Raw genomic sequence first — 16,834 nt, forward strand, 5'->3', positions numbered from 1 at the left:
GGCCTTTCGTGTCATCGCCACGACTACGCGGGGCGTTGCAGCACCGTCAGGCTGCGGTCCGTCAGGGTGAGCCGGTCGCCCGCCTCCACCTTCGCGCCCGTGCCAGGGGGTACGCCCTCGGGGCGGGCCGTGTCGATCACGACCTGCCAGCGGCGGCCGTGGTTGACCGGCACCACGAACTCCAGCGTCTTCGGCGAGGCGTTGAACATCAGCAGGAACGAGTCGTCGGCGATGCGCTCACCGCGCGCACCCGGTTCGGAGATCGCGTTGCCGTTGAGGAACACGCTCATCGCGCCCGCCTGCGACGAGTCCCAGTCGCGCTGGACCATCTCCTCGCCCGCCGGAGTGAACCAGGCGATGTCCGACAGGTCGTCGTGGGTGCCCTCCACGGGGCGCCCGTGGAAGAAGCGGCGCCTGCGGAAGACCGGGTGGTCCTTGCGCAGCCACACCATCGCGCGCGTGAAGTCCAGCAGATCGCCGGTGCCGGGCTCGCCGTCCCCGTCGGCATCGTCCTCGGCCGGCCACGGCACCCAGGAGACCTCGTTGTCCTGGCAGTACGCGTTGTTGTTGCCGCCCTGGGTGCGGGCGAACTCGTCGCCGTGGCTGATCATGGGCACGCCCTGGGACAGCATCAGGGTCGCGATGAAGTTGCGCAGCTGGCGTCCCCGGAGAGCGAGGACGTCGGGGTCGTCGGTCTCGCCCTCCGCGCCGCAGTTCCAGGACCGGTTGTGGCTCTCGCCGTCCCGGTTGTCCTCGCCGTTGGCCAGGTTCCGCTTCTCGTTGTACGACACCAGGTCGTTGAGGGTGAAACCGTCGTGGCAGGTCACGAAGTTGATCGAGGCCAGCGGACGGCGGCCGTCGTCCTGGTAGAGGTCCGAGGAGCCCGTCAGCCGGGACGCGAACTCCGCGAGCGTGCGCGGCTCGCCCCGCCACATGTCCCGCACGGTGTCGCGGTACATGCCGTTCCACTCGGTCCACAGCGGCGGGAAGTTGCCCACCTGGTAGCCGCCCTCGCCCACGTCCCACGGCTCGGCGATCAGCTTCACCTGGGACACCACCGGGTCCTGCTGGACCAGGTCGAAGAACGACGACAGCCGGTCCACCTCGTGGAACTGCCGGGCGAGCGTGGCCGCGAGGTCGAAGCGGAAGCCGTCGACGTGCATCTCGGTGACCCAGTAGCGCAGCGAGTCCATGATCATCTGGAGTACGTGCGGGGACCGCATGAGCAGCGAGTTCCCGGTGCCCGTGGTGTCCGTGTAGTAGCGCTGGTCCTCGGCGAGCCGGTAGTACTGCGCGTTGTCGATGCCCCGGAAGGACAGCGTCGGGCCCAGGTGGTTGCCCTCCGCGGTGTGGTTGTAGACCACGTCCAGGATGACCTCGATACCGGCCTCGTGCAGCGCCCGTACCGCCGACTTGAACTCCAGGACCTGCTGGCCGCGGTCGCCCCAGGAGGCGTACGCGTTGTGCGGGGCGAAGAAGCCGATCGTGTTGTAGCCCCAGTAGTTGTTCAGGCCCATGTCCACCAGCCGGTGGTCGTTCACGAACTGGTGTACCGGCATCAGTTCCAGGGCCGTGACGCCGAGTTTGGTCAGGTGTTCGATGATCGCGGGGTGGGCGAGCGCCGCGTACGTCCCGCGCAGCTCCTCCGGCAGCGCCGGATGGCGCATCGTCAGGCCCTTCACATGGGCCTCGTAGATCACCGTGTGGTGGTACTCGGTGCGCGGGCGCCGGTCGTCGCCCCAGTCGAAGTACGGGTTGACCACGACCGACGACATCGTGTGGGGCGCCGAGTCGAGGTCGTTGCGCCGCTCGGGTGAGCCGAAGTGGTAGCCGTAGACCTCCTCGCCCCAGGTGACCGCCCCGCTGATCGCCTTCGCGTACGGGTCGAGCAGCAGCTTCGCCGAGTTGGTCCGCTGGCCGCGCTCGGGCGCGTACGGGCCGTGCATACGGAGGCCGTACCGCTGACCCGGCATCACGCCGGGCAGATACGCGTGCCGGACGAACGCGTCGCTCTCCCGGAGTTCCACCGCCGTCTCCGAGCCGTCGTCGTGCAGCAGACACAACTCGACCCGGTCGGCGGCCTCCGAGAAGACCGCGAAGTTGGTGCCGGCGCCGTCGTACGTGGCACCGAGTGGGTACGCCTCTCCTGGCCAGACCTGCATGCACCCGACTCTTTCAGTTGTGGCTCGCCGCTGGGTCGACTCCGCTCCGAGTCTCCCCGAAAGTGATGGAACCACCTACGACTTACGTCCCTCTTACCGGTCGACCAGTGCGTACCCGCACAAACGGGTATGTCAAAACTTTTCGTTCTTTACATACTCCCGGGGCTGTGAGGGGGAGTAAGGGGACTACGTGCGCAAGATCGTGCGTCGCCACCTGGGCAAGGTGGTGGCGGGTACGGGGATCGCGGTGGCCGGTACGGCCCTGATGGTCGCGGTGACACTGCCGGGATCGGCGGGGGCCGACGAGTCGGGAGGTACGGGCACCGCGGGGAGTACGACGAGTACGGGCGGGAGTGCGGGAGAGTCCGAGCAGCAGTCCGCGGTGCCGCCCGCTGTCGTGGAACAGGCGCCCGCCGAGGGCGAGAAGGGCAAGGGCCGCGATCCGCTGACCGACGGCGAGATGGCGCGGGTCGAGCAGATCGCCCTGAACCGCCAGCTGCGCGACTCCAGCGAGAACGTCGAGGGACAGCGCGGCCCGCAGCGGATCGGCATCGACCTCGCCGACCCCGAGGCCGCCGAGGTTGACGACCCGAACGCACCCCGGCGCGCGGACGTGTCGTACTACGACTACAAGGACGACACCCTGGTCACCAGGACCGTCAACCTCGACACGGGCAAGGTCGAGCGGACCGGCACCCAGCACGGCGTACAGCCGCCGCTGAGCCGCGCCGAGACCGCCGAGGCGACGCAGCTGCTGATAGCCGACGCGCTGGGCGCGGGCCTGAAGGCCGACTACCAGGACGCCACCGGCAAGGAACTCACCTCGCCGGACCAGCTGCTCGTCAGCAGCATGATCTACCGGGCCGTTCCGGGCGCCCAGCCCGCCGTCCTCGACTCCTGCGGCGACCACCGCTGTGTGCGGCTCTTCCCGAAGGTGAAGAACGGGCCGTGGATCGACGCCCGTTCGCTCGTCGTCGACCTGAGCGCCCGCAAGGTGGCCAAGCTCGGCTGACCCGGGGCTCTTCTTTCCCTCCCCTCTCCCTTCTCTCACCCTTTTCAGCTCTCTCCTCCTTGGGAGTTTCTTCGTCATGCGCGAAAAGTCGTTGCTCGTAGGCCTCTCCGTGGTCGCGCTGGCCGCCGGCCTCACCACGGCGGCGGGGCCGGCCGCCGCCCAGCCGAAGGCCGCGGCCGTGCCGCCCGCCGAGTGCAGTGCGCCGTACCGGATCGAGCAGAAGCTCGCCACCGGCACCACCTGGCGGATGTGCTGGCGCTACGAGAGCGAGGCCGGGCTCGTCCTGGAGAACGTCTCGTACCAGCCGCCGGGCGAGTCCCCGATCAAGGTCCTCAACTCGGCGAAGCTCGCCCAGATACACGTCCCCTACGACGACGGAAAGGCCGAGTACAGCGACCTCACCCAGGCGGGCTTCGGCCAGGGCCTGATGAACATGGCGCCCGGTGAGTGCCCCGGCGGCACCATCAAGACGGTCAAGGTGCCCGAGCCCTGGTTCCCGGACCAGGCGAACGTCAAGGGCCTGTGCACCACGACCCGTTCACGCGGCCACGCCTACCGGATGCAGGGCGACACCGCGAACAAGGTCTGGCAGACCCAGGGCAAGGACCTGCTCGTCTACACCGTCAACCAGGTCGGCTGGTACGAATACATCACCGAGTGGCGCTTCCAGGACGACGGCACCGTCAACATGAACGTCGGCGCCACCGGCAGCCTCGCGCCCGACGACTACGACGCGGGCGACGGACGCGGCTGGCCCATCGGCAAGGGCGCCAAGGCGTACGCCACCAGCCACAGCCACAACGTCTTCTGGCGGCTCGACTTCGGCCTCGACGGCTCCTCCAAGGGCAAGGTCGAGCAGTACGACTCCGTGGTCAGCCCGCCCGCGAACGGCCAGGAGGGACCCACGAACAAAACGACCCGCACCCAGGTCAAGAAGGAACTCGCGGGCGACGCCAAGAACATGCGCTGGTGGCGGGTCGTCAGCGCGACCGGCAAGAACAAGGACGGCCACGCGCGGTCGTACGAGATCGTCCCCGCCGCCACCACCAAGTACCCGGGCCGCAGCTTCACCCGGCACGACATCTACTTCACCGAGTACAACAAGTGCGAGCAGTTCGCCAGCGACAACCTGCCCAACTGCGGTGCCGGCGCCAAGAAGTCCGTCGACGGATGGGTCAACGGACAGACCCTCACACACCCGTTGGTCTGGGTGAACGTGGGCTTCCACCACATAGCCCGCGACGAGGACCAGCAGCCCATGCCCGTCCACTGGCAGGGCTTCTCCATCGCCCCGCGCGATGTCACGGCTATGAATCCGCTCACTCCCGCCGCCCTCGCCGACCAGAACGGGCATGTCGAAAGCGGTAGTTGAGAAACGACCTGTCCATCGGGCTGCACCGTCGACCGCTCCCGGAGTACCCTTCCTTGATCGTTGGCCCAGACCGGCCACGGGGAGAAGCTCGGGGGAGCGGAAGGCGGTGCGCGGGTGGGCTCGGGAGGGCTGGAGCTGCCCCCTGGTGACGAGGGTCACGAGGGGAACTCCACAGAGGTCCCGCCCGGCGCGGTGTCCCTGGCACGGCCGATGGAGACGGGTTCCATTGGACCGGAACTGGACTGGGACGCCGACGCCTGGCGTGAGGTGCGTACGCGCGCCCAGCGGGCCGGCCGGGCCTACATCTGGCTGAACCTGGTCGAACAGCGGCTGCGCGCCGTCGTGGCCGCCGTCCTGCGCCCCATCTACGAACCCGTCCACGGCGACGAGTGGGTGGTCGCCGCCGCCGGCCCGGCCGGCCAGGAATGGGTGCAGCGGGCGGTCGCGGTACGGGAAGTCAGCCGCCGCAAGGGCTACTTGCTGGACCCGGCCGACGACAACGTCCTGAGCTTCCTGACCCTCCCCCAGCTGCGCGAGCTGATGGTGCAGCACTGGCCGTGCTTCGAGCCGTACGTCGACGAGCGTCGCGACGTCGAACTCGCCCTGGACGAGCTGGAGGTCACCCGCAACGTCGTCTCCCGCAACCGGGCCCTGTCCGAAGCGGTCCTCAACCAGGCCGAACGGGCCTCCGGCAAGCTCCTGGAGACCCTCGGCGCGGGCGGCGACGTACCCTCCGCGCGCAGGCTGCCGGTGGACGCGGTCGAGGACCTGGTGGGCGACCGGTACGGGGACGTGGTCGCGGTGCACACCGACCGGGTACGGCTGATGCGCCAGTTCCCGGCCGAGGACATCTTCGGCGGTGCGCGCCGCCTGGACGCCATCGGGATCGGCCTCAACCTGCTCGTGCAGAACTTCTCCGGGCGGCGGCTGGTACGGCTGGCGGAGTCGGGCTGCCGCACGAGACTGCTGTTCCTGAACCCCGCGTCCAGCGCGGTGAAGCGGCGCGAGCGGGAACTCGGTCTCAAGCGGGGCGAGTTGAGCCGCGCGGTGGAGATGAACATCCTGCACATGCGCCGGGTGCGGTCGAAGCTGCGCGACCCCGGCGCCTTCGAGATCCAGGTCTTCGACGAGACACCCCGCTTCACGGCCTACCTCGTCGACGGGGACGGCTCGGACGGGGTCGGGATCGTGCAGACGTATCTGCGCCGGACGCGGGGGATGGAGGCGCCGGTGCTGGTGCTGCGGGGCGGCAGCAGGGTGGTCAAGTCGGACGAGTCGGAGGAGATCGGCATCTTCCCGACGTACCGCGAGGAGTTCGAGGTGGCCTGGGCGGATTCGCGGCCGGTGTCCTGACCTGGTCGGCCTGCCTGACCTGCGCGGCTTCCATAAACGGAATGCGGTCCTCGGATTGTCAGTGGCTCATGGGATCGTGGAGACCACTGGGGGAAAGCACCACCAAGAAGGGGGGCCAGGCATGGGCTGGCACCATGAGCTGCTGATCGGCTTCGACCTGGAGACGACCGGGACGGATCCGACCGAGGCGCGCATCGTCACCGGCGCGGTGATCGAGGTGAGGGGCGGTGAGCCGCTCGGCCGCCGTGAATGGCTGGCGGATCCGGGCATGGAGATTCCCGCGGACGCGGTGGCCGTGCACGGCATCACCAATGAGCGCGCGACCAGTGAGGGGCGGCCCGCCGACCAGGTCGCGGACGCGATCGCGGATGTGCTGACCGGGTACTGGAAGACGGGCGTACCGGTGGTCGCCTACAACGCGAACTTCGACCTCACCCTGCTCTCCGCGGAGCTGCGGCGGCACGGTCTGCCGTCCCTGCGGGAGCGGTTGGGCGGGCTGGATCCGGCTCCGGTGATCGACCCGTACACGATCGACCGTTCCGTGGACCGCTATCGGCGGGGCAAGCGGAACCTCGAAGCGGTGTGTACGGAGTACGGGGTTGCGCTTGACGCGGCCCACGACGCGTCTGCGGATGCGTTGGCGGCGGCGCGGTTGGCGTGTGCGATAGCCGAGCGGCATCCCAAGGTGGGTGGGCTGGGGGCGGTGGAGCTGCATCGGCGTCAGATCGAGTGGTATGCGGAGTGGGCGGCGGATTTTCAGGGGTTTCTGCGGCGTAAGGGGGAGGCGGACGCCGTGGTGGATGGGAGTTGGCCTGTGCGGGAGGTTGGGGCCGGGGTCTGAGGGGGTGGCGCAGGGCGTGTTTTCCTCGCCCCCGCCGCCCCTACCCGTCCCATCCTTCTGGGGGCTGCGCCCCCAGCCCCCCCCTTTGTCCTCAAACGCCGGACGGGCTGGAGATGTCGGCCGGGGTTTGATCTTTTAGCCCGTCCGGCGTTTGAGGACGAGCGCGTTCAGCGCGACAAGGGGGGTCTGGGGGCGCAGCCCCCAGGGATGGGACGGGTAGGGGCGGCGGGGGCGAGACTTTCTGGGGTGCTCGGCGGGCGCGGTGGGCCCGTTCCACCGACTGGCCCCAGTACGTGCCCGTCACCATCAGCGTCGCCCCCAACGCCGTCAGCACCGTCAGGTGTTCGCCGCCCAGCGCGATACCGATCGCCGCCGCCCAGATCGGCTCCGTACCCAGCAACAGGCTGGCCCGGCTCGCCGACGTCCGCTGCACGGCCCACGCCTGGGCCAGGAACGCGAACACACTGCAGAACAGGGCGAGATAGAGCAGTTGCGCCCAGGTCCCGGCGTCGGCGTGGGTGAGCGTCGGCAGGGAAGGGACGGCTGCCGGGAGGAACACGACCGTGCCGACGACGGTCTGGAACGTCGTCAGATGGAGGGGGCGGATCGGCCGGCCTGTCGTGAGGCGTCCGACCAACGCCACATGGACCGCCCGTACCAGCGCCGCGCCCAGCATCAGCAGATCCCCGAGCCGCGGCGCGTGAAAGCCGTTGCCGGACATGAGCAGACCGACGGCCAGGACACACACGCCGGCGGCGGCGTAGAAGGCCGGGGGCAGTCCGCCCGGGTGTCCGGCGCGGTCGAGGAGAGGGGTGAGCACAATGGTCAGGCTGATGATCAGGCCCGCGTTGGCGGCGGTGGTGTGGGCGACTCCGTACGTCTCCACGACCAGGACGGCGGCCTGCGTGAGCCCCAGCGGCAGCCCGGCCCGCACCTCCTCCCGGGTCCACAGCCGAAACCCCCGGCCCTGTTCCCGCCCCGCGGCGACCAGACCGAGACAGGCGAGCGCGGAGAGGGCGTACCGGGCGAACAGGACGACAAGAACGGGCAGGGCGGAGGTGGCCGTCTGGGCGGACAGATAGCTGGAGCCCCAGACGAGCGCGACAAGGAGGAGTACCGCATCGGTACGGCGGGAGTCGGACACGCGACTACGGTGCACTGTCAGTGACCCTGAAGCCCAGAGCCACCTTCTTCAACGATCTTTTAGCTTCCCTACACAGTCCGCCTACACTGGTCCCGTGGACGAACGACAGCTGCGGATCCTGCGCGAACTCGGTGAGCTGGGCAGCGTCACCGCGGTCGCCGACGCGCTCCTCGTCACGCCCTCGGCGATCTCCCAGCAACTGCGACTGCTCCAGCGAGCCATCCCGGTCCCGCTCACCGAGCGACAGGGACGCCGACTGGTGCTGACCGACGCCGGGCAGGCGCTGGCGGGCGCGGCGACCGAGGTGGAGTCGGCGCTGGCGCGGGCCCGGCACACCGTCGAGGAGTTCCTGGACCGGCCGGACGGGGAGGTGTCCGTGGCGGCGTTCCACAGCGCGGGCGCCGCGTTCTTCCCGCTGCTGCTGCGAGCCCTCGCGGGACCGGACGGGCCCGTGCTGTCACTGGCCGACGAGGACGTGACGCAGGACGACTTCCCGCCGCTGACCAGGGAGTACGACATCGTCCTCGCCCACCGCCTCGACCACGCCCCGCCCTGGCCGCGCACGGTCGCGGCGACCCCGCTGCTGCGCGAACCCCTCGACGTGGCCATGCCCGCCGACCACCCGCTCGCCGCCAAACGACGCTTGACCCCGACCGATGTCGCCGACCAGCCCTGGATCGCCGTACACGACGGCTTCCCGATCATGGCGACGATCGAGGCCATCGCCACAGCAGCGGGCCGCCGCCCCCACCTCGCCCACCGCATCAACGAGTTCGCGGTGGCCGCAGAGGCGGTAGCCGCCGGCGGAGGCCTGGCCCTGATGCCCCGCTGGACCTCCCGCCCCCACCCCGCCCTGATCCTCAAACCCCTCAGCGGAGTCGAGTCCAGACGCAGAATCGACGCCCTGCACCGCCCAGAACGAACGGCCAGAAAGGCCGTACGAACAGTCCTGAAGGAACTGAGCAAGGCAGCACAAACGATCAGGGCCGAGGAGTAACGCGCCCCAAAGGGGCGCGGGGAACTGCGCGACCAGCCACCAACAACCCGCACTCGCCCGACAACAACAACCCCCTACCCCCTAGGCGCTCAAAACGGATACCACCGCACAGTCGAATCCCCTTCCCTCAACGACCCCACCCGCCGCACAAACTCCCCCAACGCCCGAGGATTGACAGGCGCATGCTGCGCCACCCACGCACAACTCGCCGTCTCCCGAGCCCCCCGCAACACCCCACACCCCTCCCACTCCCGCACATCCCACCCGTACGCCTCCGTGAACGCCTCGTACGACGAGGTCGCCAGGCCGTACCGGTCGTGCGAGAGCGCCATGACCACCAGGTCGTGTTCGCGCAGATCGGCGGAGAACGTCTCCAGGTCGACCAGCACCGGCCCGTCGGGCCCGATGTGCACATTGCGAGGCAGCGCGTCGCCGTGGATCGGGCCGCGCGGAAGCCGCGGAGCCAGCGCGGCGGCGGCCGTCGCGAAACCGTCGCGCCGCTCACGCAGATACGCCGCGTCGGCCGGATCGATCGCGTCGCCCGCGAGCCGCAGCCAGCGTTCGACGCCGCCGAGGAGGTCCCGGGGCGGGAGGGTGAAGGAGGTGGGGAGCGGCAGGGCGTGCACGATCCGTAGGAGTTCGGCCAAATCCGCCGGTTCGGCGGGACGTACGGGATCGGGCAGCCGGTGCCACACCGTCACCGGGTGACCCTCGACGAGGAGGGCCTTGGGGTCGGCCGCGCGGACCGCCGGGACGTCCGCCTCGGCGAGCCAGAGCGCGATGTCCAGCTCCCGCCGGGCGCGGTCGAGGAGTTCGGCGTCGCGGCCCACCTTGACGACCAGGTCACCGGCGGCGAACACCGCGTTCTCGCCCAGCGCGAGAAGCCGTACGTCCGGTGCCGTGGCGGGCAGTACGCCTGCCGTGGCCAGTACGTCCCGGGCCTCTGCCTCGTCCATCGTCCGCCTCCCGCGCAATGTCCCGACCACGCCTGTGTACGTATGTGAACGGCGTCAGGTTCACGCCATCCGTCGGTCAGTGTCGCATTCGCACTGGTGAGGGCGTGTGCGCAGTGCCTTGACTGTGTACATCGGCTTCACGACCATGACGGAGCCCACTTCGGGGCCACCTCGGGCGACCAAAGGAGCCGACCACGTGACACTGGTGACCGGGGTGAGGCGGCCGGCCAGGCGCACGACCAGGGCCGGACCGGGCGGCGGCGGGCGGATCACCGGCCACGGTGCCTGGTTCCTCGTCCTGCCCGCGCTGATCCCGATTCTGGTGCTCAGCGTGGGACCGCTGCTGTACGGGATCCTGCTCGCGTTCACCGACGCCCAGTCCGGCCGGACCACGTCCACCCAGTGGATCGGCACGCTCAACTTCCAGGATCTGCTGCACGACACACTCTTCTGGGAGTCGTTCCGGATCGGGCTGGTCTGGGCGGTCGGGGTGACCGTGCCGCAGTTCCTGCTCGCCCTCGGCCTCGCCCTCCTCCTCAACCAGGAGTTACGGCTGCGCTGGCTGGCCCGCGCCCTCGCGATCATCCCGTGGGCGATGCCCGAGGTCGTCGTCGGCATCATGTGGCGACTTGTCTACAACCCGGACGCCGGTGTCCTCAACGAGACGCTGCGCGACCTGGGCCTGGGCGACGGCCGCGACTGGCTCAGCGGCCTCGGGACCGCCCTGCCCGCCGTCATCGTCGTCGGTGTCTGGGCGGGGATGCCACAGACGACGGTCGCCCTGCTCGCCGGGTTGCAGAACACCCCGCGCGAACTGCACGAGGCGGCGGCGATGGACGGCGCGGGCGCCTGGCGCCGCTTCCGGACGGTCACCTGGCCCGCGCTGCGACCGATCGCGCTCGCCATCACCGCCCTCAACCTCATCTGGAACTTCAACTCCTTCGCCCTGGTCTACGTCCTGACGAACGGCGGCCCCGGCGGACGCACCCGCCTCCCGATGCTCTTCGCCTACGAAGAGGCCTTCCGCTACGGCCAGTTCGGCTACGCGGCGGCCATGGGCTGTGTGATGGTCGCGCTGATCTCCGTCCTGCTGGCCGTGTTCCTCGTCGGCCGACTGCGGGGAGGCGAGGAGAGGTGAGGACGAGCAAGAGGAGCGCCCGCGCCGGCCAGTACGCGGCCCTCCTCGCGTATCTCGCCTTTCTGGCCCTCCCGTTCCTCTGGCTTCTGTCCACCGCCTTCAAGTCCCCACGAGAACTGGGCAGTCTGCACCCCCGCTGGATCCCGGAGCACCCCACCCTCGACAACTTCCGCCAGGCCTTCGACGAACAGCCCCTGCTGCACGCCGCGTTGAACTCCCTGCTCGCCGCGGCCTCGGCCGCGCTGATCGCCGTACTGATCGCGACCCCGATGGCGTACGTCATGGCCAGGCACCGCACGCTGCTCGGACGGGCGGCGACCGGGTGGGTGGTGGTCAGCCAGGCGTTCCCGTTCGTGCTGGTGATCATCCCGCTGTTCCTGGTGCTGAAGAACCTGCGGCTGATCGACTCCGTCTTCGGGCTGGTGATGGTGTACGTCGTGTGGTCGCTGCCGTTCGCGCTGTGGATGCTCGTCGGGTATGTACGGGCCGTGCCCGCCGAGTTGGAGGAGGCGGCGGCCGTCGACGGCGCCGGACGGCTGCGTACGCTCGTCTCCGTCACGGCGCCGCTGCTCGCGCCGGGGATCGTGGCCACGGCACTGTTCGCGTTCATCACGGCGTGGAACGAGTTCTTCTTCGCGCTCGTCCTCCTCAAGACCCCGGAGAAACAGACCCTGCCGGTCGTCCTCACGCACTTCATCGGAGCGGAGGGCGTCGCGGACCTCGGCCCGCTGGCCGCCGCCGCGTTCCTGGCGACGCTGCCCTCACTGGTCGTCTTCGCGATCATCCAGCGCCGGATCACGGGCGGTATGACGGCCGGGGCGGTGAAGGCCTGATGCGCGCGCGATGGCTCCTCGTCGTCCTCGGCCTGCTGCTCGCCGGTTGCACCGGCGGCGGTGGTACGGCCACCGACGGCACGATCACCCTCCGCTTCCAGTCCCTCGCCTGGCAGGACGAGTCCGTCGCCGCCAACAAGGCGCTGGTGAAGGAGTGGAACGCGACTCATCCGGACGTCAAGGTCGAGTACGTACAGGGGAGTTGGGACAGCGTCCACGACCAGCTGCTCACCTCCTTCGAGGGCGGCGAGGCCCCCGACGTCATCCACGACGCCTCGGACGACCTCGCGGACTTCGCGTACGGCGGCTACCTCGCCGATCTCCGCGAACTGCTGCCCGAGCGGCTCAAGTCCGACATCCCGCAGCGCAGTTGGGACACGACGACCTTCGGGGACGGCGTCTACGGCGTGCCGTTCCTCCAGGAGCCGCGCGTGCTGATCGCCAACGCGAAGTGGCTGAAGGAGGCGGGCGTACGGATCCCGACCCCTGAACAGCCCTGGAGCTGGCCGGAGTTCAAGCGGATCACTCGACAACTCGGCGACAGTGACGGCAAGTACGGTGTCGCCTGGCCGCTCAAGGAGCCCGTCTCCGCGACCCTCAACCTGTCACTGTCGGCGGGCGGACAGCTCTTCCACCGGGGCGCCGACGGCAAGGTGACGATCCGGTTCGAAGCGGCGGACCAGACCGTGCCGCGCACCATCCACGACCAGGCCAACACCGACCACAGCGCCTCGCCGACCACCCTCGGCAGCGGCGGCTCCGACACCCTGCCCGGGTTCTTCGGCGGCCGGTACGCGATGGTCCCGCTCGGCTTCTCCTACCGCCAGCAGATCGCGCAGCAGGCCCCGAAGGGCTTCGAGTGGCAGGTGCTGCCCGCACCGGCGGGCGCCGACGGACTCACCCAGGGCGTCAGCCCGCAGACCCTCTCCATCGCCGAGGACAGCCAACACCCGCGCGAGGCAGCCGAGTTCATCGACTTCATGCTGCGCCCCGAGAACATGGTCCGTCTTGCTTTGGGCGACTGGATGCTCCCCACCGGCACCGAGGCCCTGAAGTCCCCGTCCCTGCGGACGGAGAAGGACGGCTGGGCCACGGGGACCGCCCTCGCCGGTCACCTCCGCTCGGCTCCCGCCCAGTCCGTACGGGGTTACCCGGAGTGGAAGGACAAGGTGGCGACGCCCGCGTTCCAGGAGTACTACAGCGGGGCGATCGACCTCGCCGAACTGCGGAAACGGCTGGAGAAGGACGGGAATCTGGTGCTGGCTCGCTATCAGCGGTGAGTGGCCATCGGCGGGGACTTCCAATCAAGTTGCACGAGACGTATCGTCTTGCTTACGGTCGAGAACATGACCACCTCCCACACGGCTGCCTCCCACACGCCCACCGCCCACATCGCCATGTTCTCCATCGCCGCCCACGGCCACGTGAACCCCAGCATCGAGGTCATCCGCGAACTGGTGGCCAGAGGGCACCGCGTCACGTACGCGATTCCGCCCGCGTTCGCCGACAAGGTGGCCGAGACCGGCGCGGAGCCCGTGCTCTACACCTCGACGCTGCCGGGTCCAGACGACGACCCGGAGGCCTGGGGCACCACCCTCCTCGACAACGTCGAACCCTTCCTCGCCGACGCCGTCCAGGCGCTGCCGCAGCTCATCGAGGCGTACGAGGGAGGGGAGGGGGATACGCCTGACCTCGTGCTGCACGACATCACCTCCTACCCGGCCCGCGTCCTCGCCCACCGCTGGGGCGTGCCCGCCATCTCCCTCTCGCCGAATCTCGTCGCCTGGGACGGGTACGAGGAGGAGGTCGCCGAGCCGATGTGGGCGGAGCCGAGGCAGACCGAGCGCGGCCAGGCCTACTACGCGCGCTTCGAGGGCTGGCTGAAGGAGAACGGGATCACCCAGCACCCCGACCCCTTCGCCGGCCGCCCCGCCCGCTCCCTCGTCCTGATCCCCAAGGTGTTGCAGCCCAACGCCGACCGGGTCGACGAGCGCGTCCACACCTTCGTAGGCGCGTGTCAGGGCGACCGCTCCGCGCAGGGGGACTGGCAGCGGCCCGCCGACGCCGAGAAGGTGGTCCTCGTGTCCCTCGGGTCGGCCTTCACCAAGCAGCCGGAGTTCTACCGGGAGTGCGTGCGGGCCTTCGCCGACCTGCCGGGGTGGCACCTCGTCCTCCAGGTCGGCAGACATGTCGACGCGGGCGAGCTGGGCCCCGTACCGGCCAACGTCGAAGTGCGGTCCTGGGTACCGCAGTTGGCGGTCCTGCGGCAGGCTGATCTGTTCGTCACGCATGCCGGGGCCGGTGGCAGTCAGGAGGGGCTCGCCACCGCCACGCCGATGATCGCCGTACCGCAGGCCGTCGACCAGTTCGGCAACGCCCACATGCTGCAGGGGCTCGGGGTCGCCCAGCATCTGCCGATGGAGGAGGCGACCGCCCAGGCGCTGCGCACGGCAGCCCTCGCCCTCGTGGACGACCCCGAAGTCACCCGGCGGCTCAAGGAGGTTCAGGCCGGGATGGCGGAGGAGGGCGGCACCCGGCGGGCCGCCGACCTGATCGAGGCCGAGCTGCCCGGCGTATGACGTGAAGAGGGCCCGTTGGCTCCCCGGTGGCCAACGGGCCCTCTCTGGAAGGGAACTGGCGATGGATCAGACGCTGATCCGCTCGCCGCCCTCCACCCTCGGCGTGACCGCCTCGGGAGACTCGTCGTGCGTCAGGTCGGGCAGCCGGTTCAGCCACTTCGGGAAGTACCAGTTGCGCTCGCCGAGCAGTGCCATCACCGCGGGCAGCAGCACACCCCGGATGATCGTCGCGTCGATGAGCACCGCAGCCGCGAGGCCCACCCCCATCTGCTTCATGGACTGCATGGACAGGGTGCCGAAGATGGCGAAGACGGCGACCATGATGACGGCGGCGCTGGTGACGACACCGGCCGTGGTGACCACGCCGTGCTGGATCGCGTCCTTCGTCGTACGGCCCCGCAGCCGGGCCTCGCGGATACGGGAGACGACGAACACGTGGTAGTCCATCGACAGGCCGAACAGGATCACGAAGAGGAACAGCGGCAGCCAGGTGATGATGGCGCCCACGCCCTCCGCGCCCACCAGCGACGCGCCCCAGCCGTGCTGGAAGACGGCGACGAGGATGCCGTAAGCCGCCGCGACCGAGAGGAGGTTGAGCGCGATCGAGGTGATCGCGATCGTCACGGAGCGGAAGGAGAGGAGCATCAGCAGGAAGGCGAACACGACCACGAAGGCGAAGACCGGGACGACCGCGCCCGCCAGTTGGTCGTTGAAGTCCTTGGAACCCGCGACCTGTCCGGTGATCGGCGCCTGGACGCCGTCGACCTTGCCGAGTGTGGCCGGGCGTACCTCGTCGCGCAGCTTGTCCAGGCTCTCGCCGGCCTTGTCGAGGTCGGAGCCGCCGACCAGCGGGACGTACACGAAGGCGATGTTCTCGGCGTCGTGCAGCTTGATGTCCACCGGGCCGCGTGAGGCACCCGAACTGATCGCCTGCTCACGGAAGTCGGCGAGCGCGGACTTCACGTCGGCCGCGTTGATGTCCTTCGCCTTGACGATCACCTCGGCGGGGTCGGAGCCGCCGGGGAACGCGTCGTTGACGCGGTTGTAGGTGCCGACGATCGGCAGCGAGTCGCCGAACTCCTGGTCCAGGGTGAGGTTCTGGGTCTTCATGCCGAGCGCGGGAGCGGCGATGGCGAGCAGCGCACCGGCCGCCACCACCAGCGCGATGGCGGGCTTGGCGAGGACGACCTTCAGCACGGCCGTCCAGAACCGGCTCTCCCCGCCACCCTTGCCGTTCCCGTTCTTGCGCCGCTTGTCCGGGTGCAGGAACGGGATCCTGCCCTTCTCGACCCGCCCGCCGAGCAGCGACAGCAGCGCCGGAAGGACCGTCACCGAACCGACCATGGCGACCGCCACGACCATCAGGGAGGCCAGGCCCATCGCCTCGAACGTGGCGAGCCCGGTGAACAGCATGCCCGCCATGGCCACGCACACCGTGACACCGGAGACGATGATCGCGCGGCCACTGGTCGCCGCGGCGACCTGGAGCGCGACCTCCGGGGTACGGCCCGCCGCCCGCTCCTCGCGCTCCCGGCGCAGATAGAACAGGCAGTAGTCGACACCGACGGCGAGACCCACGAGCAGCATCACGGAGCTTGCCGTGTCGTCCATGGGCTGGAGGTGGCTGACGAGGCCCATCAGACCCATCGTCGCGACGATCGCGGTGATCGCCAGCGCCACCGGCAGCAGCGCCGCGACCACCGCGCCGAACGCGATCAGCAGAATGCCGAGGGCCACCGGCACGGCGGAGTACTCGGCCTTCTTGAAGTCGTCACCGAAGGCGTCGTCGAACGTCTTGTTCATACTGGCGCCGCCGATCTCCTCGATCCGCAGCTCCGAGTGGTCCTTCTGGACGTCCGCGACGGCGTTCAGCACCGGCTCGACCCGGTCGCCCGCCGTCTCGGCGTCGCCCCGCATGTCGAACTGGACGAGCGCGCTGCGTCCGTCCTTCGAGAGGGTGTCCGTGTCGTACGGCGACTGCACGTCCGTGACCCGGCCGGTCCCGTCGACCGCCTTCATGACGTCGGCGACGGCGGCCCGGAACGCGGGGTCCGTGGCCTTGAGGGTCCCGCCCTTCGCCTGGATGAGGACGGTCTCACTGGACGGCTCGTCGATCCCGGCATCCTCGACGATCTTGGCAGCGGTGTGGGTCTCGCCCCCCAGCTGGTCGCTCTCCTTGACCTCGACACTGCCGGCCGCCGAGCCGAGCCCCATCGCCAGGACGACGAACAGCACCCAGATCCCGACGGCCGCCCAGCGATGCTTGGCGCTCCAGCCGCCGGCCCGGGCGGCTATGCCCCGTACCCGCGTTTCTCCGTTCCCCATGACGGGCTTGCCCCCTCGTAAGCGGCGACAGCCCCCTGCCATCACCTTTAGTTCGAAGGTATGGGCCGGATAAGAGCGTCTCGTCGTGCTCCCCGGTGAGGTACGCCCGGCGAAAGTCCTCC

Annotated in this window: 12 protein-coding genes and 1 pseudogene; 9 read left to right on the forward strand and 4 right to left on the reverse strand. The window is 69.6% G+C overall.

The window, feature by feature from the left end:
* Positions 1 to 23 precede the first annotated feature (23 nt).
* On the reverse strand, positions 24 to 2,162 hold the full coding sequence (glgX, locus tag ACFYXF_RS40615; RefSeq protein ID WP_389357227.1) for a glycogen debranching protein GlgX: 2,139 nt from the start codon (positions 2,160 to 2,162) through the stop codon (positions 24 to 26).
* A 190-nt stretch (positions 2,163 to 2,352) separates the two neighbouring features.
* Between glgX and ACFYXF_RS40620 the strand changes: the two genes are divergently transcribed.
* From ACFYXF_RS40620 to ACFYXF_RS40635, 4 genes are all read left to right on the forward strand, one after another.
* The gene (locus ACFYXF_RS40620; RefSeq protein WP_389357229.1) at positions 2,353 to 3,174 is read left to right on the forward strand and encodes a Tat pathway signal sequence domain protein; all 822 of its coding nucleotides are present in this window, start codon (positions 2,353 to 2,355) and stop codon (positions 3,172 to 3,174) included.
* Between the two features lie 76 nt (positions 3,175 to 3,250).
* Entirely contained in the window at positions 3,251 to 4,546 is a 1,296-nt protein-coding gene (locus tag ACFYXF_RS40625; RefSeq protein WP_389357231.1) for a copper amine oxidase, read from the forward strand.
* Between the two features lie 114 nt (positions 4,547 to 4,660).
* Complete coding sequence (locus ACFYXF_RS40630) at positions 4,661 to 5,899, forward strand: SAV2148 family HEPN domain-containing protein (RefSeq protein WP_389357443.1); 1,239 nt, start codon at positions 4,661 to 4,663, stop codon at positions 5,897 to 5,899.
* 121 nt (positions 5,900 to 6,020) lie between these two features.
* Positions 6,021 to 6,740, forward strand: a complete 720-nt coding sequence (locus ACFYXF_RS40635; RefSeq protein WP_389357233.1) for a 3'-5' exonuclease — start codon at positions 6,021 to 6,023, stop codon at positions 6,738 to 6,740.
* Between the two features lie 91 nt (positions 6,741 to 6,831).
* On the opposite strand, the gene ACFYXF_RS40640 is transcribed toward ACFYXF_RS40635, so the two are convergent.
* Positions 6,832 to 7,884: a DMT family transporter gene (locus ACFYXF_RS40640; protein ID WP_389357235.1), complete on the reverse strand. Its 1,053-nt coding sequence runs from the start codon at positions 7,882 to 7,884 to the stop codon at positions 6,832 to 6,834.
* A 94-nt stretch (positions 7,885 to 7,978) separates the two neighbouring features.
* Here ACFYXF_RS40640 and ACFYXF_RS40645 point away from each other — a divergent pair, with 94 nt between their 5' ends.
* Positions 7,979 to 8,881, forward strand: coding sequence for a LysR family transcriptional regulator (locus ACFYXF_RS40645; RefSeq protein WP_389357237.1), 903 nt, complete (start codon positions 7,979 to 7,981; stop codon positions 8,879 to 8,881).
* 89 nt (positions 8,882 to 8,970) lie between these two features.
* Here the strand turns inward: ACFYXF_RS40645 and ACFYXF_RS40650 are convergent, their stop codons facing one another.
* Positions 8,971 to 9,837 (reverse strand): phosphotransferase enzyme family protein, encoded by an 867-nt coding sequence (locus tag ACFYXF_RS40650; protein WP_389357239.1) that lies wholly within the window; start codon positions 9,835 to 9,837, stop codon positions 8,971 to 8,973.
* Between the two features lie 196 nt (positions 9,838 to 10,033).
* Here ACFYXF_RS40650 and ACFYXF_RS40655 point away from each other — a divergent pair, with 196 nt between their 5' ends.
* The 4 genes and pseudogenes from ACFYXF_RS40655 to mgt all read left to right on the forward strand — a co-directional run bounded on the left by ACFYXF_RS40655 (position 10,034) and on the right by mgt (position 14,387).
* On the forward strand, positions 10,034 to 10,975 hold the full coding sequence (locus ACFYXF_RS40655; protein ID WP_389357241.1) for a carbohydrate ABC transporter permease: 942 nt from the start codon (positions 10,034 to 10,036) through the stop codon (positions 10,973 to 10,975).
* On the forward strand, positions 10,972 to 11,808 hold the full coding sequence (locus ACFYXF_RS40660; RefSeq protein WP_389357243.1) for a carbohydrate ABC transporter permease: 837 nt from the start codon (positions 10,972 to 10,974) through the stop codon (positions 11,806 to 11,808). Before ACFYXF_RS40655 ends, ACFYXF_RS40660 begins: the two co-directional genes overlap by 4 nt.
* On the forward strand, positions 11,808 to 13,088 hold the full coding sequence (locus tag ACFYXF_RS40665; protein WP_389357246.1) for an ABC transporter substrate-binding protein: 1,281 nt from the start codon (positions 11,808 to 11,810) through the stop codon (positions 13,086 to 13,088). The genes ACFYXF_RS40660 and ACFYXF_RS40665 overlap by 1 nt, the downstream gene beginning before the upstream one ends.
* Positions 13,089 to 13,111: 23 nt before the next feature.
* A pseudogene (mgt, locus tag ACFYXF_RS40670) lies at positions 13,112 to 14,387 on the forward strand (macrolide-inactivating glycosyltransferase).
* 66 nt (positions 14,388 to 14,453) lie between these two features.
* Here mgt and ACFYXF_RS40675 read toward each other — a convergent pair.
* Positions 14,454 to 16,712 carry an MMPL family transporter gene (locus ACFYXF_RS40675; RefSeq protein ID WP_389357248.1) on the reverse strand — a complete coding sequence of 753 codons (2,259 nt, stop codon included), beginning with the start codon at positions 16,710 to 16,712 and terminating at the stop codon, positions 14,454 to 14,456.
* Positions 16,713 to 16,834: the final 122 nt, after the last annotated feature.

This window comes from Streptomyces sp. NPDC002680 (genome assembly GCF_042889145.1).
GTDB lineage: Bacteria > Actinomycetota > Actinomycetes > Streptomycetales > Streptomycetaceae > Streptomyces > Streptomyces adonidis.